General features: G+C 71.8%; 18 protein-coding genes. 10 read left to right on the plus strand and 8 right to left on the minus strand.

What is annotated here, in order from left to right; all coding sequences use genetic code 11:
• Positions 1–99: 99 nt before the first annotated feature.
• Positions 100–3,417 carry a S8 family peptidase gene (locus ACFYP4_RS18155; protein WP_358851748.1) on the plus strand — a complete coding sequence of 1,106 codons (3,318 nt, stop codon included), beginning with the start codon at positions 100–102 and terminating at the stop codon, positions 3,415–3,417.
• 142 nt (positions 3,418–3,559) lie between these two features.
• Positions 3,560–4,330, plus strand: a complete 771-nt coding sequence (locus ACFYP4_RS18160; protein WP_358851747.1) for an antibiotic biosynthesis monooxygenase — start codon at positions 3,560–3,562, stop codon at positions 4,328–4,330.
• 356 nt (positions 4,331–4,686) lie between these two features.
• Here ACFYP4_RS18160 and ACFYP4_RS18165 read toward each other — a convergent pair whose 3' ends face one another.
• Complete coding sequence (locus ACFYP4_RS18165; RefSeq protein ID WP_388786281.1) at positions 4,687–5,601, minus strand: helix-turn-helix domain-containing protein; 915 nt, start codon at positions 5,599–5,601, stop codon at positions 4,687–4,689.
• 172 nt (positions 5,602–5,773) lie between these two features.
• Here ACFYP4_RS18165 and ACFYP4_RS18170 point away from each other — a divergent pair, with 172 nt between their 5' ends.
• Complete coding sequence (locus ACFYP4_RS18170; protein WP_358851745.1) at positions 5,774–6,814, plus strand: NAD(P)-dependent alcohol dehydrogenase; 1,041 nt, start codon at positions 5,774–5,776, stop codon at positions 6,812–6,814.
• Positions 6,815–6,959: 145 nt separating this feature from the next.
• Here ACFYP4_RS18170 and ACFYP4_RS18175 read toward each other — a convergent pair whose 3' ends face one another.
• Complete coding sequence (locus ACFYP4_RS18175; RefSeq protein WP_358851744.1) at positions 6,960–8,078, minus strand: hypothetical protein; 1,119 nt, start codon at positions 8,076–8,078, stop codon at positions 6,960–6,962.
• 152 nt (positions 8,079–8,230) lie between these two features.
• On the opposite strand from ACFYP4_RS18175, the gene ACFYP4_RS18180 reads away from it, so the two are divergent.
• Positions 8,231–9,385 (plus strand): cystathionine gamma-synthase, encoded by a 1,155-nt coding sequence (locus tag ACFYP4_RS18180; RefSeq protein ID WP_358851743.1) that lies wholly within the window; start codon positions 8,231–8,233, stop codon positions 9,383–9,385.
• Between the two features lie 4 nt (positions 9,386–9,389).
• Here ACFYP4_RS18180 and ACFYP4_RS18185 read toward each other — a convergent pair whose 3' ends face one another.
• From ACFYP4_RS18185 to ACFYP4_RS18195, 3 genes are all read right to left on the minus strand, one after another.
• The gene (locus ACFYP4_RS18185; RefSeq protein ID WP_388786283.1) at positions 9,390–9,638 is read right to left on the minus strand and encodes a hypothetical protein; all 249 of its coding nucleotides are present in this window, start codon (positions 9,636–9,638) and stop codon (positions 9,390–9,392) included.
• Complete coding sequence (locus tag ACFYP4_RS18190) at positions 9,635–10,132, minus strand: sigma factor-like helix-turn-helix DNA-binding protein (RefSeq protein ID WP_388786285.1); 498 nt, start codon at positions 10,130–10,132, stop codon at positions 9,635–9,637. Before ACFYP4_RS18190 ends, ACFYP4_RS18185 begins: the two co-directional genes overlap by 4 nt.
• A 411-nt stretch (positions 10,133–10,543) precedes the next feature.
• On the minus strand, positions 10,544–11,050 hold the full coding sequence (locus tag ACFYP4_RS18195; RefSeq protein WP_388786870.1) for a MarR family winged helix-turn-helix transcriptional regulator: 507 nt from the start codon (positions 11,048–11,050) through the stop codon (positions 10,544–10,546).
• Positions 11,051–11,214: 164 nt separating this feature from the next.
• Between ACFYP4_RS18195 and ilvA the strand changes: the two genes are divergently transcribed.
• From ilvA to ACFYP4_RS18210, 3 genes are all read left to right on the plus strand, one after another.
• Complete coding sequence (gene ilvA / locus ACFYP4_RS18200) at positions 11,215–12,444, plus strand: threonine ammonia-lyase (protein ID WP_358851739.1); 1,230 nt, start codon at positions 11,215–11,217, stop codon at positions 12,442–12,444.
• A 205-nt stretch (positions 12,445–12,649) separates the two neighbouring features.
• Positions 12,650–13,660, plus strand: coding sequence for an ATP-binding cassette domain-containing protein (locus tag ACFYP4_RS18205; protein ID WP_358851738.1), 1,011 nt, complete (start codon positions 12,650–12,652; stop codon positions 13,658–13,660).
• Positions 13,657–14,514: an ABC transporter permease gene (locus ACFYP4_RS18210; RefSeq protein WP_358851737.1), complete on the plus strand. Its 858-nt coding sequence runs from the start codon at positions 13,657–13,659 to the stop codon at positions 14,512–14,514. Before ACFYP4_RS18205 ends, ACFYP4_RS18210 begins: the two co-directional genes overlap by 4 nt.
• 72 nt (positions 14,515–14,586) lie before the next feature.
• Here the strand turns inward: ACFYP4_RS18210 and greA are convergent, their stop codons facing one another.
• Positions 14,587–15,084 (minus strand): transcription elongation factor GreA, encoded by a 498-nt coding sequence (gene greA / locus ACFYP4_RS18215; protein WP_358851736.1) that lies wholly within the window; start codon positions 15,082–15,084, stop codon positions 14,587–14,589.
• Positions 15,085–15,327: 243 nt separating this feature from the next.
• Positions 15,328–15,729 carry a DUF4307 domain-containing protein gene (locus ACFYP4_RS18220; protein WP_388786288.1) on the minus strand — a complete coding sequence of 134 codons (402 nt, stop codon included), beginning with the start codon at positions 15,727–15,729 and terminating at the stop codon, positions 15,328–15,330.
• A gap of 197 nt (positions 15,730–15,926) precedes the next feature.
• On the opposite strand from ACFYP4_RS18220, the gene mca reads away from it, so the two are divergent.
• Positions 15,927–16,787 carry a mycothiol conjugate amidase Mca gene (gene mca, locus ACFYP4_RS18225; RefSeq protein ID WP_358851765.1) on the plus strand — a complete coding sequence of 287 codons (861 nt, stop codon included), beginning with the start codon at positions 15,927–15,929 and terminating at the stop codon, positions 16,785–16,787.
• Entirely contained in the window at positions 16,780–17,037 is a 258-nt protein-coding gene (locus tag ACFYP4_RS18230; RefSeq protein WP_358851734.1) for a hypothetical protein, read from the plus strand. The genes mca and ACFYP4_RS18230 overlap by 8 nt, the downstream gene beginning before the upstream one ends.
• Positions 17,038–17,124: 87 nt before the next feature.
• Here ACFYP4_RS18230 and ACFYP4_RS18235 read toward each other — a convergent pair whose 3' ends face one another.
• Positions 17,125–20,343 carry a tetratricopeptide repeat protein gene (locus ACFYP4_RS18235; RefSeq protein ID WP_358851733.1) on the minus strand — a complete coding sequence of 1,073 codons (3,219 nt, stop codon included), beginning with the start codon at positions 20,341–20,343 and terminating at the stop codon, positions 17,125–17,127.
• Between the two features lie 196 nt (positions 20,344–20,539).
• Between ACFYP4_RS18235 and ACFYP4_RS18240 the strand changes: the two genes are divergently transcribed.
• Complete coding sequence (locus ACFYP4_RS18240; RefSeq protein WP_358851732.1) at positions 20,540–22,576, plus strand: thioredoxin domain-containing protein; 2,037 nt, start codon at positions 20,540–20,542, stop codon at positions 22,574–22,576.
• Positions 22,577–22,610: the final 34 nt, after the last annotated feature.

The following is a 22,610-nucleotide window of genomic DNA, read 5'->3' on the forward strand; positions in this document are numbered from 1 at the left end:
TTCCGGGGGGTGTACGTGCACACGTGCGGGACTGCCCCCGGCCGGGTGAATGGGGAATTCACCCGGACCTCATCTCCAGGGGGAGACTTGCGCAGACAAGTGAAGAAAGCATGCGCGGCAACGGTCGCCACGGCGGCCGCGGTGGCGCTGGCGGCGGGTATGACCAGCCCGGCGTCGGCGGCGGGGGCCGGGAGCGCGAGCAGCGCCGCGGGCACGGCCCTGACGGCCAAGCACCGCGTCACACTGATCACCGGCGACCGTGTCGTCGTCGGCCCCAAGGGCCGCGTCGTCGGCTTCGAACACGCCAAGGGACGCGAGCACATACCCGTCCAGGTGCGCAAGGCCGACGGGCACACGCTCGTCGTGCCGGCCGACGCGCAGCGTCTGATAGCCACCGGCAAACTCGACCAGCGGCTCTTCGACGTCACGGAGCTCAACAAGGCCGCCGCCCGCAAGGCCCAGAAGCAGGGCCTGAAGCTGATCGTCGGCTACCGGGGTGCCGCGGCCGGCGCGAAGGCCGACGTCCGCGACGCGGGTGACACCAAGGTCCGCCGGACCCTGAAGTCCCTGAACGCGGACGCCGTCCTCACGCCGAAGCAGGACGCGGGCCGGCTGTGGACCGCGGTCACCGACGACGGTTCCGCCGCCGCCGGCATCGCCCACGTCTGGCTGGACGGCGTCCGCAAGGCCAGCCTCGACAAGTCCGTGCCGCAGATCGGCGCCCCCAAGGCGTGGGCGGCCGGCTACGACGGCAAGGGCGTCAAGATCGCCGTCCTGGACACCGGTGTCGACGCGACCCACCCGGACCTCAAGGACCAGGTGCTGGAGTCCAAGAACTTCTCCGCCTCGCCCGACGCCACCGACCACTACGGCCACGGCACGCACGTCGCGTCGATCGCCGCGGGCACGGGCGCGAAGTCGAACGGCAAGTTCAAGGGCGTCGCGCCCGGCGCGAAGATCCTCAACGGCAAGGTGCTCAGCGACGAGGGCTACGGGGAGGACTCGGAGATCCTCGCCGGCATGGAGTGGGCCGCCGCGCAGGGCGCCGACGTCGTCAACCTCAGCCTGGGCGGCGGGGACACCCCCGAGATCGACCCGCTGGAGGCCGAGGTCAACAAGCTCTCGGCGGAGAAGGGCATCCTCTTCGCCATCGCCGCGGGCAACGAGGGCGACTTCGGCGAGCAGACCGTCGGTTCCCCGGGCAGCGCGGCCGCCGCGCTCACCGTCGGCGCCGTCGACGGCAGCGACAAGCTGGCCTCCTTCTCCAGCCGCGGTCCCGGCCTCGACGGCGCGATCAAGCCCGACGTCACCGCGCCCGGCGTGGACATCACGGCCGCCGCGGCCCCGGGCAGCGTCATCGACAAGGAGGTCGGCCAGAACCCGGCCGGCTACCTGAGCATCTCCGGTACGTCCATGGCCACCCCGCACGTCGCGGGCGCCGCCGCCATCCTGAAGCAGCAGCACCCGGGCTGGACGTACACCGAACTCAAGGGCGCGCTGACCGGCTCGGCCAAGGGCGGCAAGTACACGCCGTTCCAGCAGGGTTCGGGCCGCATTCAGGTCGACAAGGCCATCAAGCAGTCCGTGATCGCCGAGCCGGTGTCGGCGAGCTTCGGCCTCCAGCAGTGGCCGCACACCGACGACACCCCGGTGACCAGGGAGGTCACCTACCGCAACCTCGGCACGACCGACGTCACGCTGAACCTCTCGGTCGCCGGCACCAACCCCAAGGGCCAGGCGGCTCCTGCGGGCTTCTTCACCCTCGGCGCCAAGACGGTCACCGTCCCGGCGGGGGGCAAGGCCTCCGTCGGCCTCACCGCCAACACCAGGCTCGGCGGCACCACGGACGGCGCGTACTCCGCGTACGTCACGGCGACGGGCGGCGGCCAGAGTGTCCGCACGGCCGCCGCGGTGCAGCGCGAGGTGGAGTCGTACACCGTCACGCTCAAGCACGTCGACCGTGACGGCGGGCCGGCCGTGAACTACGGCACGGACCTGTCGGGCGTATCGGGCCTCGCCAAGGAGAAGTGGTACTCGCCGTACGACGCCTCCGGCACGGTCAAGGTGCGCGTCCCCAAGGGCGGCTACATCCTCAACACCGGTCTCTACGTGGACCGCGAGGACTTCACCAAGGGCGCCGACTGGATCGCCCAGCCCAAGCTGAACGTCGTCAAGGACACGACGATCACGCTGGACGCGCGGACGACGAAGCCGGTGGACATCACCGTGCCGGACGCCGCGGCCAAGCCGTCCTTCATGTCCCCGGACTTCACCGTGGAAGCGGGCGACGCCTCCTACTCGTACGGCTGGTGGCTCGACTCGTACGAGAACTTCCGCACCGCTCACCTCGGCCCCCAGATCACCGACGGTTCGCTCTCCCAGCAGTGGGACGCGCACTGGACCAAGGGCGACTCCGAGGAGTACGACACCACCACCGCCGCCAAGGTGAAGCAGGTCGCCACCGGCTACACCAAGCACTACAAGGCGAGCGAACTGGCCTCACTGAAGATCGGCCTCGGCGCCTCGTCGAGCGGCAAGACGGGCGCCGTCACCGCGTTCGGCTGGCTGCCGGGCAGCTCCGGCGGCTCGGCCGTCTCCATCCCGCAGAGCCTCCCGGGCACCCGGACGCTGCACGTGTCCACCATCGGCGGGGTGAAGTGGAGTATCGACTTCGAGCAGTCCGCCGGGGTCGACGAGGAGGGCTGGCCGGTCGGTGAGGCGTTCTACACGCTCGGCAACGCGCAGAGCTTCACCGGCGGCAAGAGCTACGAGAAGACCTTCAACACGGCCGTCTTCGGTCCGCGGATCGGCGGGTCCTACGGCCTGTTCCGCGAGGGCAACGACATCTACGGCTCCCTGCCGCTGTTCGCCGACGGCAAGACGCACGCGGGCTCCTCGACGTTCAGCTCGGTCGCCACGACCCTGTACCGCAACGGCACCAAGGTCGGTTCGAACGAGGACCCGCTCTTCGGTGAGGGGCAGTTCAAGGTCCCTGCGGGCGAGGCCGAGTACAAGCTGACCACCTCGGTCAAGCGCAGTGTGAGGGTCGCCGCGGCCTCCACCCGGATCGACGCCAGCTGGACCTTCCGCTCCAAGAAGGTCGACGCCGCGAAGCTGCCCGCCTCGACGGTCCGCTTCAACGCCGCCACCGGCCTGGACAGCCGCGTCGAGGCCGACAAGAAGGTCTCGGTCCCGGTCACCGTCCAGGGCGCGGCCGCGGGCAGCAACCTCAAGTCGCTGTACGTCTACGCGTCCTACGACTACGGCCAGACGTGGACCAAGCTGACCGTCAGGAACGGCAAGGTCAGCGTCAAGAACCCGGCGAAGGGCAAGGGCATTTCCTTCCACGCCAAGATCACCGACAAGAAGAACAACAAGTCGACGATCTCGATCTACAACGCGTACTACGGGAAGTGACCCGGAGCCGTCCGGCCTGATCCGCCGGACGGCCCCGGACCCGTGGTCCGCCGAGTGCTGACCGGTTTCCGCTCAGCGCTGATATGCGCGACGGCCCGTCGGAAGCAGAGCTTCCACGGGCCGTCCGTGTTTGTGTGGGGGCATGACCATATCGACCGTGGAGTACATCCGGTACCGGATCCCCGAGCACCAGTCGCCGGAGTTCCTGGCCGCCTACACCCGGGCCGCCGCCCAGCTCGCCGCGGCCCCGCAGTGCGTGGACTACGAGCTGGCCCGCTGCGAGGAGGACTTCGAGCACTTCGTCCTGCGCATCACCTGGACCTCGACCGAGGATCACCTGGAGGGGTTCAGGAAGTCGGAGCTGTTCACCGACTTCCTCGCCGAGATCCGCCCCTTCGTCGGCGACATCGAGGAGATGCGCCACTACAAGCCGACGACCGTGCGCGGCACCGGCGCCGCGGTGCCGACCCTCTACTCCTGGGCGGGCGGCGCCGAGGCGTTCGCCCGGCTCACCGAGGCCTTCTACGAGAAGGTCCTCAGGGACGAGGTCCTCGCCCCCGTCTTCGAGGGCCTGGCGCCCGAGCACGCCGCGCACGTCGCGCTCTGGCTCGGGGAGGTCTTCGGCGGGCCGCCCGCGTACTCCGAGAGCCAGGGCGGCCACGGCCACATGGTCGCCAAGCACCTCGGCAAGGGGATCACGGAGCCCCAGCGCCGGCGCTGGGTGAATCTCCTCCAGGACGCGGCCGACGACGCCGGCCTGCCCACCGACGCCGAGTTCCGCTCCGCGTTCGTCGCCTACGCCGAGTGGGGCACCCGCCTCGCCGTCCACTTCTCGGCCCCGGACGTGGCCCCTCCGGCGGACCAGCCGGTCCCCAGATGGACGTGGGGGGCTGCGCCGCCGTATCGGGGCTAGGGGCGGAGGGCGCCGAATACGCCGGGGCAAGCGGTGGCGGCGGCGTCTCCTTGCCCGGCGGGGAGATACCAGCCCGTCCGGCGGGTGGGGGTGGGGCGGTGCCGCGTTGCCCGGGCGGGAGATTCCGGGCCGTCGGACGTGTGGAGCGGGGGCCGGCGTCTTCTTGCCCGGCGGGGAGATACCAGCCCGTCCGGCGTTTGAGGACGAGGCCGTCCAGGCCGAAGCGGGGGTCCGGGGGCGGCAGCCCCTGGGCGGTTCCCGCACAGGCGCCGACCCGCGCCCCGGCGTCGCGCTGTGCCCGCGCCCCGGCGTCGCGCTGCCCGTACACCGGGGTCAAGGCGCCCGGGGTAGGAAGATCACGGCGGGGTCACCGACCCCGCACGCGTCGCATCCGCACCCCACGCCGCCAGCAACCGCAACGCCTCCGCGGACGCGGACCCCGGCTCGGCGTGATACGTGATCATCGCCTGCTCGGCGTCGTCCGGGAGCCGGAACGTCTCGAAGGACAGTTCCAGCGCACCGACCAGCGGATGCCGCAGCCGCTTCACCCCGTGGCCCTTCTCCCTGACGTCGTGCGTCGCCCAGAGCCGCCGGAACTCCTCGCTCTTCACGGAGAGTTCGCCCACCAGGGCGGACAGCCGGGGGTCGTCGGGATGGCAGCCCGCGTCCATGCGCAGGAAGCTGACGATGTCGCTCGCCTTCTGCTCCCAGTCCACGAACAGGTCGCGGTACTCGGGCTTCAGGAACACCATGCGCGCCCAGTTCCGCTCCTGCGGCGGCAGCTCCGCCCAGTCGCCGAATACGGCCGCGGCCATCCGGTTCCAGACGAGGATGTCCGAGCGCCGTCCCGTGATGTACGCGGGAACGCCGTCCAGCGTGTCCAGGAGCTGCCGCAGCGCGCCCCGCACCTGCTGCGGCCGGGCGGTCTGCTTCTTCTTGTGCTGCTTGGGTTTGGCGAGGTGCGTCAAGTGCGCGTGCTCGGCATCGGTGAGGCGCAGGGCGTGGGCGATCGCGTCCAGGACCTCCGAGGACACGTTCCGCCCGTTGCCCTGCTCTAGGCGGGTGTAGTACGCCACGGACACCCCGGCCAGCTGCGCCAGCTCCTCACGGCGCAGTCCCGGCACCCGGCGGTGCCGCCCGAAGTCCGGGAGCCCCACGTCCTCCGGCTTCAGCCGGGCCCGGCGGGTACGCAAGAACTCGCTGAGTTCGGCACGCCGGTCCAGCGACCGCCCGGTGTCCCCGGCGGGCTGAGGTGAGGCCTGATCGTCCATGCGTCCAGTATTCACGGTCGTACGCCCAGGAGCCTGACCCCGTCAGTAGTAGGACCACTGAACGTAGGCGAAGCTGTGACCTGGGTGGATGTCGCGCGGAGGGGCACTCTGGGAGACGTGCCCGGTCAGCAGGCGACCGGGTGCGACGAACCCTCCTGAGGAGAACCCCGGCATGACCACTGTTGCTGCGTACGCCGCCCCCGCCGCCAAGGCTCCCCTGGAGCGCACCACCATCGAGCGGCGCCCGGTCGGCGAGTCCGACGTCCTCATCGAGATCAAGTTCGCGGGCATCTGCCACTCGGACATCCACCAGGCCCGTGAGGGCTGGGGCGAGGCCATCTTCCCCATGGTGCCGGGCCACGAGATCGCCGGCATCGTCACCGAGGTCGGCTCCGGTGTCACCAGGTTCGCCGTCGGTGACCGGGTGGGCGTCGGCTGCATGGTCGACTCCTGCCGCGAGTGCGACAACTGCAAGGCGGGTCTCGAGCAGTACTGCTCGAAGGGCATGACCGGCACGTACAACGCCGTCGGCAAGGACGGTGAGCCCACCTACGGCGGCTACTCCACCCACATCGTCGTCGACGAGAACTACACCGTCCGCATCCCCGAGGGGCTGGCCCTGGACGAGGCCGCGCCGCTGCTGTGCGCCGGCATCACCACGTACTCCCCGCTGAAGCACTGGAACGCGGGCCCCGGCAAGAAGGTCGCCGTCGTCGGCATGGGCGGCCTCGGCCACATGGGCGTCAAGATCGCGCACGCGCTCGGCGCGGAGGTCACGGTGCTCTCCCAGTCGCTCCGCAAGAAGGACGACGGGCTGAAGCTGGGCGCCGACCACTACTACGCGACCAGCGACCCGAAGACCTTCGAGGAACTGCACGGCACGTTCGACCTGATCCTCTCCACGGTCTCGGCCCCGCTCGACCTGGACCGTTACCTGTCCCTCCTGCGGACGGACGGCGCCTTCGTGAACGTGGGCGCGCCCGAGGAGCCCGTCGCGCTCAACCTGTTCTCCGTCATCGGCGGCCGGAAGACCCTCGCGGGCTCCGGCATCGGAGGCATCCAGGAGACGCAGGAGATGCTCGACTTCTGCGCCGAGCACGGCTTCGGCGCCGAGATCGAACTGATCAGCGCCGCCGAGATCAACGAGGCGTACGAGCGGGTCCTCGCCAGCGACGTCCGCTACCGCTTCGTGATCGACACGGCCACGATCTGATCCCGACCCGGGGCCCCGAATCCCCGGGGGCGCCGCCGGACCCCATGTCGGTGCGGCGCCCCTCGGCGATCCCGGGGCCGCAGCAACGTCGTGCCGTCAGGACAAGGACTCAGGAGACGACCAGGCCGTTCCCCAAACCCCCGCGTCACTGCGTCAGCGTCGCCGGGCTGCCGCCGTTCGCCTCGTAGCCCGCGACGGCCAGCGCGCGGTAGACCGCGTAGTCCGCGGCCGGGTCGGACGTCAGGGTCCAGGGCAGGGCGCCGATGTGTCCGTCGATGTGGACCAGCTGGTTCATCGCCTCGGACCAGCGCTCGCCCCGGACCAGGAAGAAGACCAGGAGATGGCGGACGTGGGCGAGCATCGGGTCGTCAGGACGGGCCGCGTGCACCGCGAAGAGCGCGCCGTGCACCGCCTTCGTCACGACCTCGCTCTGGTAGAAGCCGCTGACCAGATTCACCTCGGGCAGGTGCTCGAAGACCGCGAAGAGGGGCATGGCGGCCAGCAGGGACCCCTGCGGGGCACGGGCGGCGGCCGCCTCCGCGAAGGAGTACGCCGTCTCGCGCGAGCCGTGCCACTTCTCGCACCAGTAGTGCAGTGCCGCCAGGTGCGCGCCCATGTGGGCCGGCGCCCGGTCCAGGATCTTCAGCCACAGCTTCTCGAACTCGGCCCGCTCGTAGGCCAGTCCGCGCGCCACGGACAGCTCGATGATGTACGGGACCGGGTCGCCGGGCGCCAGCAGCGCCGCCTCGGCACACGCCTGCCGGGCCTCCTCCATGATGATCCGGAACTCGTCCGTGCCCGGCGTCGAGGTCCGCCACGCCTGCTGCACGAGGAACTCCGCGTGCACCGCCGCGCCGCCCGCGTCCTTGGGCGCCTCGGCCCGCCACACCCGCAGCCACTGCCCGCCCGGTATGTCACTGACCCCGCCGGGGCGCTGCTGGAGCTCCAGCGAGGCCGCGCCCGCGAAGGCCTGCACCCGCTGCCAGCGGAGTTCACCGGCCGTCTCCGTGCCCGCCAGGAGCTGCGCGGCCGCCCGGTGGTCCCGGGTGCGCTGCACCAGGTCCAGCACGTCGACCAGGTCGCCGTCCGGGCCGGGCATGCGGACGTCCAGCTCCTCCTGGCGTACGAAGCCGTAGTTCGCCGGGTCCGCGGCGTCCGGGTCGCCGGGGGCGACCTGCTGAATGCCGGCCCGCCTGCGCATGAAGAACGGTCCGAGAACCATCCCCATCATGAGCAGCGCCATCAGGACCCAGAGAATCTCCATGCCTCAAGCGAACCAGACGGGTCCGGCAATTGGCCAACCCGGTCGCCCGGACCCCGCCGAGGCTCCCCGATGTCCCGCACGACGCGGAACGATCACGCTCGGGGCGAACGTCTGCCCGCATCGGCCCCGCGGGCGCACTACGCTCGGATCCCATGAGCGACAGGCACATCAGTCAGCACTTCGAGACCCTGGCGATCCACGCGGGCAACACCGCCGATCCCCTCACCGGCGCGGTCGTCCCGCCGATCTACCAGGTCTCGACCTACAAGCAGGACGGCGTCGGCGGGCTGCGCGGCGGATACGAGTACAGCCGCAGCGCCAACCCGACGAGGACCGCCCTCGAAGAGAACCTCGCGGCCCTGGAGGGCGGCCGCCGGGGCCTCGCGTTCGCGTCCGGACTGGCCGCCGAGGACTGCCTGCTGCGTACGCTGCTCAGCCCCGGCGATCACGTGGTGATCCCGAACGACGCCTACGGCGGCACGTTCCGGCTCTTCGCGAAGGTCGTCTCCCGGTGGGGCGTGGAGTGGTCGGTCGCCGACACCAGCGACCCCACGGCCGTGCGGGCCGCGCTCACCCCGAAGACCAAGGCGGTCTGGGTGGAGACGCCGTCCAACCCCCTCCTCAACATCACCGACATCGCGGCTCTCGCCCAGGTCGCCCGGGAGGCGGGCGCCCGGCTCGTCGTGGACAACACCTTCGCGACCCCCTACCTCCAGCAGCCGCTCGCACTCGGCGCGGACGTCGTCGTGCACTCGCTGACCAAGTACATGGGCGGCCACTCGGACGTCGTCGGCGGCGCCCTGGTCACCGCCGACGAGGCACTGGGCGAGGAGCTGGCGTACCACCAGAACGCGATGGGCGCGGTCGCTGGGCCCTTCGACTCCTGGCTGGTGCTGCGCGGCACCAAGACGCTGTCCGTGCGCATGGACCGGCACAGCGAGAACGCCGGCAAGGTCGCCGAGATGCTGACGCGGCACGCGCGTGTGACGAGTGTGCTGTACCCGGGTCTGCCGGAGCACCCCGGTCACGAGGTCGCCGCCAAGCAGATGCGGGCGTTCGGCGGCATGATCTCCTTCCGGGTCGACGGCGGCGAGGAGGCGGCCGTCGAGGTCTGCAACCGCGCCAGGGTGTTCACGCTCGGGGAGTCCCTGGGCGGTGTCGAGTCCCTGATCGAGCACCCGGGGCGGATGACGCACGCCTCCACGGCCGGCTCGCTCCTGGAGGTGCCCGCCGACCTGGTCCGCCTGTCCGTGGGCATCGAGAACGTCGACGACCTGCTGCAGGACCTCCAGCAGGCATTGGGCTAGGCGCTCACCAGCCGGTGAGGGGTGGGGTCGTGTCCGACGGCGGCTCCACCCAGGGCCGGGTGGTCGACGCCCAGACCACGAAGGCGACGGCCGCCGCGAGCAGCAGCAGCCACAGCAGCCGGCGGGCGGCGGTGCGGCGCCGCAGCATCCGTCCGCCCCGCCGGACGACGTCCGGATACAGGCCGGGCGGCACCGGGGGCGGTGTCCGCTCCAGCAGCCGCCGTACGGCCGCCTCCCGCTCGGGCAGGTTCACGACGGCGCCACCTCTGCCAGGGCCGGTGCCGGTCCGCGCGGCGGATGCAGCAGGGTCGCCATCGCGCGGGCGCAGAGCGCCCGGACCCGCTCGGCGGGCAGGCCCAGCAGGGCGGCCGTCTGCTCCTCGGCGACCCCCTCGTACAGCCGCAGGACCAGGACCAGCCGCTCCTGGGGCGACAGGTGCGCCAGCACGCTCCCGGGATCGGGCCTGGTCCGGCCGAGGGCGCCGTACTGGTGCCAGGCCCCGCGTGCGAAGCGGACGGCCAGCTCCTGGCGGGCGCGGTCGTACGGGTCCTCGCCGCGCAGCCGGTCCCAGCGGGCGTACGTGAGGGCCAGGGCGTGCGTCAGCAGGCGCCGCGCGCGGGGGTTGGCGTCCGGGGGCTCCGCGGTGAGCAGGGTGGCGGCATGCAGCAGCCGCCCCGCCGCGCCCGCGACGAACGCCTCGAACTCCCGGGCGCGGCGGGCGTCACGCAACGCCCGCCGTTCTCGCACCGCGCCTCCCGCCTGAGGGCGACCCGCAGGGGTCTGTGGGACCTGAGGGGACCGGTGGTCCCGGCCGCGTACGGCATGCCAGACCGTGTACGGCGGGGCCCGCTCTCATATGAGGCCAGGTCCGGCCCCGGGGTCAAGGGTCCGGCGCACACGGGCACACGCGCGCGTACGGGTACGCGCCCGCGTGCGGCAGAGATGACGGACACGCGTGCGGGCGGACAGACAGACAGGCAGACACGCACGCGGGCGGCGAGGCGGCGAGGCGGCGGGATCGGCTCCCGGGCGGTGCGGACGGTCCGCGGCCGGTCGGCGTGCGGAAACGGACGGTACGCGGCGGGGGAGCCGGGAGAAGGGGCGGGCGGGGCGATCACGACGTCGGCCGGGCAGCGGTCTTTGCCGTCCGGTCGCCGGTCAGGAACCCGGCTGCGCCTCCGCCACCGGGCCGCCCTGCGCCGCCTGGCGGGCGGACAGCGCGCCGTTGAAGCGCGTGAGGAGCGTGCAGAACGCGTCGCGCTCCTCCGGCGCCCAGTCGTGTGTCAGCTCGGCCATCAACTGACGTCTCGACGAGCGGACTTCCTCCAGGCGGGACCCTCCGCGCGGGGAGAGCTGGAGCACCACGGCACGCCCGTCCTCGGGGTGCGAGGTGCGCTTGACGAGCCCGGTGTCGACGAGCGGCGCGACCTGCCGGGTGACCGTCGAGGAGTCGATCCCCATGCTCGCGGCGAGCGCCTTGACGCCCATCGGGCCTTCCTTGTCGAGGCGGTTGAGCAGCAGGTACGCGGCCCGGTCCATCGAGTTGCGCACCTGCCCCACGCCGCCGAGCCGGGTCTGTTCGGCACGGCGGGCGAACACCGCGACCTCGTGCTGCAGCGTGTCGAGGAGACCGGTGTCACCGACGGTCGTCATGTCCATCGACATTTCAGGTGTTGTGGGCATGGCCGGGGGCTCAATTCATGCGTGGGGTCCTGGGTTGGGGGACAGGGTACGCGGCCGGGACGCGGGTCGTACCGGCGCTGCGCAATCCAGTCTCGCCCGGTGGTCACACGAGGAGCGGCACGCTGTGAACTGCGAGACTGGCGGTCATGAGCTACAGCACGGCTGACTCCTTGCCGACGGTGACCCTGGACGACGTACTCGGGGCGCAGAAGATGCTCTCCGGCGTGTCGCGGGTGACCGCCATCGAGGGCAGCAGGCACCTGTCCCAGCTGGTCGGCGCGCCGGTGCACCTCAAGTGCGAGACGCTCCAGCGGACGGGCTCCTTCAAGCTGCGCGGGGCGTACGTGCGGATCGCGGGCCTGCTCCCCGAGGAGCGCGCCGCCGGTGTCGTCGCCGCCAGCGCGGGCAACCACGCGCAGGGCGTCGCCCTCGCCTCCTCGCTGCTCGGCGTGCGCTCGACGGTGTTCATGCCCTCCGGCGCCCCACTGCCGAAGGTGGCGGCCACGCGCGAGTACGGCGCGGAGGTACGGCTGCACGGGCAGGTCGTCGACGAGACGCTGGCCGCCGCCCAGGAGTACGCGGCCGAGACGGGCGCCGTGTTCATCCACCCCTTCGACCACCCCGACATCATCGCCGGGCAGGGCACGGTCGGCCTGGAGATCCTGGAACAGTGCCCCGAGGTCCGCACGATCGTCGTGGGGATGGGTGGCGGCGGGCTGATCGCCGGGATCGCGACGGCGGTGAAGGCGCTGCGGCCCGACGTACGGATCGTGGGTGTGCAGGCGGCGGGGGCCGCGGCGTACCCGCCCTCGCTGGCGGCCGGGCGGCCGACGGTGATCGCGAACCCGGTGACGATGGCCGACGGCATCAGGGTCGGGCGACCGGGCGACGTGCCGTTCCGGATCGTGCACGACCTGGTGGACGACGTGCGCACGGTCTCGGAGAACCATCTGTCCAGCGCGCTGCTGCTGTGCCTGGAGCGGGCCAAGCTGGTCGTCGAGCCGGCCGGCGCCAGCCCGGTGGCGGCGCTGCTGAGTGAGCCGGGCACCTTCGAGGGCCCGGTCGTCGCGGTGCTCTCCGGCGGCAATGTGGACCCGCTGCTGATCCAGCGCATCCTGCGTCACGGCATGGCCGCCGCGGGCCGCTATCTTGCTGTCACGCTGCGGCTGACCGACCGGCCGGGCGCCCTGGCGACGCTCCTCGGGGTGTTGTCGGTGGCCGACGCCAACGTCCTCGACGTGAGCCACGTACGGACCGACCCGCGGCTCGGACTCACGGAGGTGGAGGTCGAGCTGCACCTGGAGACGAAGGGGCCCGAGCACTGCGCCGAGGTCAACAGGGCGCTGCGCACGGCGGGTTACACGGTCATCGAGTGAGGCCGGCACCCCGCCGGACCGGGCCGGGAAAATCTGTTGTGAGACGCGATACATCGCGATATGGTGTGTTCCTCGCCACATCTGCGGCCGTGCGACGCGACATTTTTCGCCCAGGAGAGTGACATCGCGTCCGTCGAGCGGCGCACACCACGCAAACCTAGGATCTTTCCGTAGGAATTCTCCAACCGTTTTTGGGAGACCTCACATGCCAGGCGCCATCTATGCCGAAGGCCTGGTGAAGACCTTCGGCAACGTCAAGGCTCTGGACGGCGTCGATCTCGATGTCCCGGAAGGCACCGTGCTGGGCCTGCTCGGTCCGAACGGCGCGGGCAAGACCACCACCGTGCGCTGTCTGACGACCCTGCTGCGGCCCGACAGCGGCAGGGCGGTCGTCGCGGGCATCGACGTGCTCAAGCATCCCGACGCGGTGCGCCGCTCGGTCGGCCTGTCCGGACAGTTCGCCGCGGTCGACGAGTACCTGACCGGCCGGGAGAATCTCCAGATGGTCGGCCAGCTCTACCAGATGCGGGCGAAGCCCGCGAAGGCGCGGGCGGCCGAGCTGCTGGAGCAGTTCCGCCTCACCGACGCCGCCGACCGCCCCGCCAAGACGTACTCGGGCGGTATGCGCCGCCGGCTCGACCTGGCCGCGGCCCTGGTCGTCTCGCCGCCGGTGATGTTCATGGACGAGCCGACGACCGGCCTCGACCCGCGCAACCGCCAGCAGCTCTGGGAGGTCATCAAGCAGCTGGTCTCCGGGGGCACGACCCTGCTGCTCACCACCCAGTATCTGGAGGAGGCCGACCACCTCGCGCACGACATCTGCGTCGTCGACCAGGGCCGCGTCATCGCCCGCGGCACCTCCGACGAGCTCAAGGCGCAGACCGGCGGCGAGCGGGTCGAGGTCGTGGTGCACGACCGCGAGCACATCGCGACCGCCTCCGAGGTGCTGCGCGGCTTCGGCAAGGGCGAGACCGCCGTCGAGGAGCACACCCGCAAGCTCACCGTCCCGGTGTCCGGCGGCGCCAAGCTCCTCGCCGAGGTCATCCGCGAGCTGGACGCCCGGGGCATCGAGATCGACGACATCGGTCTGCGCCGCCCCACCCTGGACGACGTGTTCATCTCACTCACCGGCCATCTCGCCGAGGAGCGGGCGGAGGACGCCGCGCCCGCCGGAGCCGTCAAGAGCCGCAAGCACCCCGAGGAGACCGCCAAGTGAGCGCCGCCACCGACGCCGTGCAGCCCGCGGCTCCCAGCAACGCCCTGACCCGGTCCGTGCGGGACTCCCTCGTCATCGCCAGACGCAACCTGATCAGGATGTCCCGCATCCCGGAGATGGTGATCTTCGGGCTCATCCAGCCCGTCATGTTCGTGGTGCTCTTCTCGTACGTGTTCGGCGGCTCCATGCGGATCGGCGGCAGCACCAGCGCCGTCGACTACCGCAACTTCCTGATGGCCGGCATCTTCGCCCAGACGGTCACCTTCGCCACCGCCGGCGCCGGAGCGGGCATCGCGGACGACATGCACAAGGGGCTCATCGACCGGTTCCGCTCGCTGCCGATGGCCCGCGGAGCGGTGCTCACCGGGCGTACGCTCGCCGACCTCGTCCAGACCGCGCTCACCCTGCTCGTCCTCGCCGCCGTCGCCCTGCTGGTCGGCTGGCGGGTGGGTTCCGACGGCGACACGAACGCGGCCAAGGTGCTCGGCGCCTTCGCGCTGCTGCTGCTGTCCGGGTACGCGTTCACCTGGATCGGCGCCCTCATCGGACTCTCCGTGCGGACGCCCGAGGCGGCCACCTCCGGCGGCCTGATCTGGCTCTTCCCGGTCACGTTCATCTCGAACGCGTTCGTGGACTCCTCGAACATGACGCCCTGGCTGCGGCACATCGCGGAGTGGAACCCGTTCAGCGCCACCGTCCAGGCCTGCCGGGTGCTCTTCGCCAACCCCGGCCAGTCGCAGTCCGACGCCTGGCCGATGCAGCACCCCGTCCTCGCCTCGGTGATCTACTCCGTCCTGATCATCCTGATCTTCCGCACACTGGCGGTTCGCAAGTACCGGTCCGCCACCGCCTGACCCGGGGTGACGCATGCATGACGAAGCCCCCGGCGACGGACGCCGGGGGCTTCGTCGAGACCGTGGCCGGGCTCAGCCCTGGTACGGGTGGGCCTTCAGGATCTTCACCGAGGCCCGCTTGCCGTTCGGCAGCTCGTACTCGGCCTCGTCGCCGACCTTCTTGCCGTTCACGCCGGAGCCCAGCGGGGACTGCGGCGAGTACGTCTCGATGTCGGTGCTCGCGTACTCGCGGGAAGCGAGCAGGAACGTCAGGGTGTCGTCCTCGTCGCCGTCGAAGGCGATGGTCACGACCATGCCGGGCGCGACCGCACCGTCCGCCGCGGGAGCCTCGCCGACCTTGGCGTTCTCCAGGAGCTGGGTCAGCTGGCGCACTCGGAGCTCCTGCTTGCCCTGCTCCTCCTTGGCCGCGTGGTACCCGCCGTTCTCGCGCAGGTCCCCCTCCTCGCGCGCTGCCGCGATCTTGGCGGCGATCTCCGTGCGCGCAGGACCAGACAGGTAATCCAGCTCGGCCTTGAGCTGGTTGTACGCCTCCTGGGTCAGCCAGGTGACGTTCTCGCTTGTCTGGGTCACAGGTGCTCCTCGTAGGTACTGGGAATACAAAGCATCGCCCTACCCAGAAGAATGTTCCTTCTCGGGTGGGCGAAACCACGAGCCTAACAATTCAACGGTCGAAGGGGGAGGACATAAGGCATCAGAATAACGCCGGCGCAGGTCAGTGCGGAAACGTGCCGCATGCGGGACGAGCCGTGTCGCCGCGTTTCGCCGCCGGTCGCCGCCCGCCTGTCGCCGAGCACCGCTCCGGGGGGACCCGGCTCAGCCCGCGTGACAGCCCAGCAGCTGAGCCGTGGTGCCGCGGGCCGTCGTCCGCAGCGTGACGACCCTGTCGATCCGCGAGGAGTCCCCGCCGAAGCGGAAGTCCGCACGGCCCACCTCGGCACCGTCCGCACTCTGCGAACGCAGCGTGCAGTAGCCGCTCACGTCCGCGTCCTTGCGCACTTCCAGGTGTACCTCGACCGCCTCGTCCGAGACGGCACTGAAAGTGATCACCTCGGCGCTGATCCTGCTGCCGCCCACGTAGTAGTACGCGAACCAGCCGACGAGAGCCAGCAGGGCCACGCCCAGCACGGAGCCGATGACCTTGAGCCTGCGGTCGGCACGCTCGTCCGCGGAGCCGCCGTACCGGCCCTCGGGCAGCCGCGTGCTCGCCGTACTCATGGTCGTCCTCTCGCAGGGGGCCGGAGCGGAAGTCCCGGCAGGGGCTCCCGGGGCCGGGCCCCGGAATTTTTCACCCTCCTGTTCCGTCACTATAGAAGCCGCCCGCCACGCCGATCCACGCCGGGCGCCGACCGACGACTTGACCAGGCGACAGCCGACTGACTGAGGATTGAGTCTTGACTGACCAGCTGCGACTGATGGCCGTGCACGCCCACCCCGACGACGAGTCGAGCAAGGGCGCGGCCACCATGGCGAAGTACGTGTCCGAAGGGGTGGACGTACTGGTCGTGACCTGCACGGGCGGGGAGCGGGGCTCCATCCTCAACCCCAAACTCCAGGGGGACACGTACATCGAGGAGCACATCCACGAGGTGCGCAAGAAGGAGATGGACGAGGCCCGCGAGATCCTCGGCATCAAGCAGGAGTGGCTCGGCTTCGTCGACTCCGGCCTGCCCGAGGGCGACCCGCTGCCCCCCCTCCCCGAGGGCTGCTTCGCGCTGGAGGACGTCGACAAGGCCGCCGGTGAGCTGGTGAAGCAGATCCGCTCGTTCCGTCCGCAGGTGATCACCACGTACGACGAGAACGGCGGCTACCCGCACCCCGACCACATCATGACCCACACGATCTCGATGGTGGCCTTCGAGGGCGCGGCCGACACCGAGAAGTACCCGGAGTCGGAGTTCGGCCCGGCGTACCAGCCGCAGAAGCTCTACTACAACCAGGGCTTCAACCGCCCGCGCACCGAGGCGCTGCACCAGGCCATGCTGGACCGCGGCCTGGAGTCGCCCTACGGGGACTGGCTGAAGCGCTGGTCGGAGTTCGAGCGCGTCGAGCGCACGCTGACCACGCACATCCCCTGCGCGGAGTTCTTCGAGATCCGCGACAAGGCACTGATCGCGCACGCCACGCAGATCGACCCCGACGGCGGCTGGTTCAAGGTCCCCATGGAGCTCCAGAAGGCGGTCTGGCCGACCGAGGAGTACGAGCTCGCCAAGTCCCTCGTCGATACGTCCCTCCCCGAGGACGACCTCTTTGCGGGCATCCGCGACAATGCCTGACATGAGCGCAAGCGCAAGCCTGGCAATGACGAACCTCGTCTCCCTCGCCAAGGAGGTCGACGAGAACAAGGTCACCCCCGGCGTCCTCGGCTTCATCGTGTTCGCGGTGATGGCCCTGGCCGTCTGGGGCCTGATGAAGTCGATGAACCGCCAACTGCGGAAGGTCGACTTCGAGGACCCGGAGCCGGCGGAGACCCCCGCCGGCCGGACGCCCCCCGGCGCCTCCGCCGCCGAGCCCCGGCAGGGCTGAGACCACCCGCCGCCCGCCGGCCCGTCGGACCGTCCGCACCCTCCGTCCCCCTCCGGCGCGGGAGAGGGACGGCACGGTGCCGCCGGGCTACCGGCGCGTCGTCACCGGTACGCCCATCACCTCGCGGGCGTGCCGGTCGGGGACCATGCCCAGCCGCCAGGCCTGCCAGCCCGCCTCCAGGCTGACGCCCCGCTCCAGCAGCAGCTGGTACGCCTCGACGTACTCGTCCAGCTTCCCGTCCCGCGCGGGATGCCGTGAGCGGGACAGCTGGGCCAGCTCCTCCTGCGCCACCGCGCTGCCGATCTCGGAACCGCCCGGCGCCCCGTAGGGCAGCAGCGTGCAGCGCAGGAACCGGGCCCAGTCCTCGCCGCGGCGGTCGCCGTACGACGTGAACAGGCCGATCGCCTCGTCGCACAGGGACAGCGCCTGCGGAGTCCGGGCATTGCCCGCGTCCACCACCGCCAGCTCCAGACACGTCCACGCCTCGCCGTGGGCCACCCCGATGCGATGGAAGTCCGCGCGGGCGTCCACCAGAAGCTGCCGCGCGAAGCCGGAGTTCCGCAGGGAGCCGGTCTGGGCGGCCCGCTGGTCGCGGGTCACCCGCGCCGAGTGATGACGGGCGCAGGCAAGGCCGTACACGTCCCGCATCCGGGAGAACATCGTGCGGGACCGCTCCAGCTCACGCACCGCCTGATCCAGATCCCCCGTCTCCTCCAGCGCCTGGCCCAGGTAGTACACCGTCCACGCCTCCCCGCGGGCGTCCTCGCTGTCCCGGTGGCGCGAGGCCGCCTGCCGCAGGGCGTCGACCGCGGACGAGGAATCACCGCCGACGAGCCGGGCCCGGGCCAGCTGCGTCAGCGCCCACGCCTCACCGCGGCCGTCGCGCGTACGGACGTACAGATCCAGCGCCTCCCGCAGCTCCCGCTCGGCTCGCGGAACGTCACCCATGCGCAGCCCCAGCTGGCCGAGCTGGAAGTGCGCCCACGCCTCGCCGTGCACCGACTCGCTCTCCCGGTGCAGCACCAGCGCCTCGGTGAGCAGGTCCAGCGCCGCGGACAGCCGGGCACGGTCGCGTTCCACCGCCGCCAGGGCGTGCATCGTCCACGCCCGGTCACCCGCCAGCTCCGGCGCGGCCTGCAGATCCATGGCCTCCTGGAGCCGCGCCGCCGCCTCCGTCAGATTGCCCTGGTGGTGCAGCGTGATCCCCAGGGAGCACAGCGCACGGGCCGCACCCGCGTCGTGATGCGCCTCGAAGTACAGGTCCACCACCGAGGACAGCGTCGAGCGCGCCTTGTCCAGCTCACCGAGCTGACGGGCCGCGATGCCCGTCCGCCACTGCACCGAGCGCACCAGCAGCCCCTGGTCCACGGCCTGGGTCAGCTCACTGATCTCGCCCAGGCGGTAGAGATCACCGCGCAGCAGGCAGTAGTCGCACAGCGCGCCGAGCAGATTGAGCACGGCCGCCTGGTTCACGCCCTCCGCGTGGCGCAGCGCCGCCGTGATGAAGCTCGACTCGTCGTCCAGCCAGCGCAGCGCCGCGTCGAGCGAGGTGAAGCCGTGCGGGCCGACCGCACTGGAGTGGAACGCGGAGTCCGCACGCGTCGACGTCTTCCCGTCGACCAGGCGGATCACCGAGTCGGCCAGCTCCCCGTAGTTCACGATCAGCCGCTCCTGCGCCGCCGTCCGCTCGGCCGGATCCTCCTCGTCCAGCAGACGCGCCTGCGCGAAACTCCGCACGACGTCGTGCAGGCGGTAGCGGCTGCCGCGCACATGACCGATCAGGCCCGCCCGCGCGAGCACGGCCAGCTGACGGGCCGCGTCCTGCTCGTCCGTCGCGAGCAGCGACGCCGCCGCGGCCGCGCCCAGCGAGGCCCGCCCCGCCAGCGCCAGCCGCCGCAGCAGCCGCCGGGCCGTCTCCGACTGGTCGGTGTAGCGCAGCCACAGGACCCGCTCGACCGGCTCGACCGGACCGTACGCCCCGAGGTCCGTGGCCAGCTGACGCGCGGTGCGCGGACCGAGGGAGGAACCCGCGATGCGCAGCGCCAGCGGCAGGCCGCCGCACAGCTCCCGCACGCGGTCGCACGACTCGGCGTCGTACGGCCCCGACGGGTCCTGCGCCGCCGCGTTCAGCAGCTCCTCCGCGCTGCCCGCCTCCAGCGCCTCCAGCGGCAGATGGTGCACCCGGGCGGCCAGATCCGCGGGCAGCGTGAGGGGGGTGCGGGCCGTGACCAGCACCAGGCTGTCCGACCGCTCCGGGACCAGGGTGCGGACCTGTTCGGCGTCGGACGCGTCGTCCAGCACGATCGTGACCGGCAGCCCCGTCAGATGCTGGTGGTACAGCTCGCTCAGCCGCCTCACCTGCTGGTCCGCCGAAGAACGCTCCCGGAACAGCAGCTGCTCGCGCGGCGCCCCGAGCCGGTTCAGCAGATGCAGCAGCGCGTCGCGCGTGGACAGCGGCGGCTCCTCCCCGCTGTCGCCCCGCAGGTCCACCACGCACGCGCCCCGGAACTGGTCCCGGAGCTCGTGCGCCACCCGCACCGCCAGGGTGCTGCGGCCGGAGCCGGGGGCGCCGTGCAGCACCACGACCGTCGGCTTGGTCTCGGTACTCGCCCGGGCCGCGTGCACCCACTGCGCCACCCGCGAGAGCTCCTGCCTGCGCCCGGTGAACACCGGGTCCCGCTCCGGAAGTTGAGCGAAGGACTGGTCCAGGACCGTGCGCCTGCGGGCGGCTGCGCTCTTGTCCGTGCGCCGCAGCTGCGGCGCACCCTTCTTGGCCCCGGCGGACGCGCTGAGCACCCGCTGCTGGTCGAGGAAGGGCCGGATCCCGCGTATCTCCAGGGCGGTCAGCCACTGCAGGCGCAGCTGTTCGGCGCCGCCCGGCTGGTTCCGGGCGCCCGCGCTGCGGCTCGCCGCGGGCAGATGCGAGGCGGTCACCTTCGCCACGGTGACCGCCGCCCCGGCCGCGCCGGCCACGGCCCCGGCACCCAGGGCCGTCCCCGCGCCGGTACCCAGCGCCAGGTCGGCGACGCAGGCCGCCAGCGCGGCGACGCCCGCGACCAGCACCGCCGTGCCGGCGCCCGCCCGGGCGTACCGCTGCCCGAAGGTCGACCCGTCCGCCGCCGCCTCGTCGAGCGCGCGGGTGTACGCCTCGTACTCCTCCGCGGCCGTCCGGGCCATGGCGTCCAGCTCACCGCGCGCCCGCGACAGCAGCACGGCCCCGTCGGTGCGCCCGCCCGACCGCCGCACCTCCTCCTCCACGGCCCGCCCCAACAGCCGCTCGGCCTCCGCCCGATGGCCGTCCCGCATCTGATGTCCCCCTCCGGCGGCAACTCCTGTGCGTATGAGTGTCCTTGGTGCGGGGCGGGAGCGACAGGGGACCGGCGATCATTGGCGCGGCCCGGTGCCGGGGCGTCCGCCGCGGTTACGGGCCGTACCGCGGCGAAGGCACGCCGGGTGAAGCCGCGCTTCTGCCCCGCACGGGACACCGTGGGAGAGTGGACGGGTGAACCGACTGGCCCATGAGACGTCCCCGTATCTGCTCCAGCACGCCGACAACCCCGTCGACTGGTGGCCCTGGTCGGCCGAGGCCTTCGACGAGGCGCGCCGGCGCAACGTGCCCGTCCTGCTCAGCGTGGGGTACAGCAGCTGCCACTGGTGCCACGTCATGGCGCACGAGTCCTTCGAGGACGAGGCGACGGCCGCGTACCTGAACGAGCACTTCGTGAGCGTGAAGGTGGACCGCGAGGAGCGGCCCGACGTCGACGCCGTGTACATGGAGGCGGTGCAGGCGGCGACCGGGCAGGGCGGCTGGCCCATGACGGTCTTCCTCACCCCCGACGCGGAACCCTTCTACTTCGGCACCTACTTCCCGCCCGAGCCCCGCCACGGGATGCCCGGCTTCGGTCAGGTTCTGGAGGGCGTGCGCGGTGCCTGGACCGACCGTCACGCCGAGGTCACCGAGGTCGCGGGAAAGATCGTCCGGGATCTCGCGGGCCGGGAGCTGGACTACGGCGGCACCGGGGCGCCGGGCGAGGAGGAACTGGCCGGTGCCCTGCTCGGGCTGACCCGGGAGTACGACGAGCAGCGCGGCGGCTTCGGCGGAGCGCCCAAGTTCCCGCCGTCCATGGTGATCGAGTTCCTGCTGCGCCATCACGCCCGCACCGGTTCCGAGGGCGCCCTGCAGATGGCGCGGGACACCTGCGAGCGGATGGCCAGGGGCGGCATCTACGACCAGCTCGGCGGCGGGTTTGCCCGCTATTCGGTGGATCGCGACTGGATTGTCCCGCATTTCGAAAAGATGCTCTATGACAACGCCCTGCTGTGCCGTGTCTACGCGCATCTGTGGCGTTCCACCGGGTCCGGTCTCGCGCGGCGTGTCGCGCTGGAGACCGCCGACTTCATGGTGCGCGAACTGCGCACCTCCGAGGGCGGGTTCGCCTCCGCGCTCGATGCGGACAGCGACGACGGGACCGGCAGGCACGTCGAGGGCGCGTACTACGTATGGACGCCGGAGCAGCTCCGCGACGTCCTCGGGGACGATGCGGAACTGGCCGCCCGGTATTTCGGCGTGACCGAGGAGGGCACTTTCGAGGAGGGTGCCTCCGTGCTCCAACTGCCGCAGCAGGACGAGGTGTTCGACGCGGAGCGGATCGCGTCGGTCCGGGAGCGTCTGCTCGCCGCCCGGTCGCGGCGCCCGGCTCCGGGCCGCGACGACAAGGTGGTCGCCGCCTGGAACGGCCTGGCGGTCGCCGCGCTCGCCGAGACCGGCGCCTACTTCGGGCGGCCCGACCTGGTGGAGGCCGCGATCGGCGCCGCCGACCTCCTCGTACGGCTGCACCTGGACGACCGTGCCCGGCTGGCGCGGACCAGCAGGGACGGCCGGGCCGGCGCGCACGCCGGGGTGCTGGAGGACTACGCGGACGTCGCCGAGGGCTTCCTCGCGCTGGCGTCGGTCACCGGCGAGGGGGTCTGGCTGGAGTTCGCCGGGTTCCTGCTCGATCACGTTCTCGCGCAGTTCGCCGACGCCGGGTCGGGCGCCCTGTTCGACACCGCGGCCGACGCGGAGCGTCTGATCCGTCGCCCGCAGGACCCCACCGACAACGCCACGCCCTCCGGCTGGAGCGCGGCGGCCGGTGCCCTGCTGTCGTACGCGGCGCAGACCGGTGCCGAGCCCCACCGCATCGCGGCGGAGCGGGCGTTGGGTGTGGTGAGGACGCTCGGGCCGCGCGCTCCGCGTTTCGTGGGCTGGGGTCTTTCGGTGGCGGAGGCGCTGCTCGACGGGCCCCGCGAGGTCGCGGTCGTCGGCCCGGCGGACGCCGAGGCGACGAGGGCCCTGCACCGTGCGGCTCTTCTGGGGACGGCGCCGGGGGCGGTGGTCGCCGTGGGGGCTCCGGGCAGTGACGAACTGCCGCTGCTGGCGGACCGGCCGCTGCTGGACGGTGAACCGGCCGCGTACGTCTGCCGCAACTTCACCTGTGACGCTCCGACGTCCGACGTCGAGCGGCTCCGGGAGGCGCTGGGCAGCGCGGTCTCTGACTGAATCGGGCAGATCTGGACGGGTAACTTCCGACGTA

The sequence above is a fragment of the Streptomyces sp. NPDC005551 genome (assembly GCF_042871785.1).
Taxonomy (GTDB): domain Bacteria; phylum Actinomycetota; class Actinomycetes; order Streptomycetales; family Streptomycetaceae; genus Streptomyces.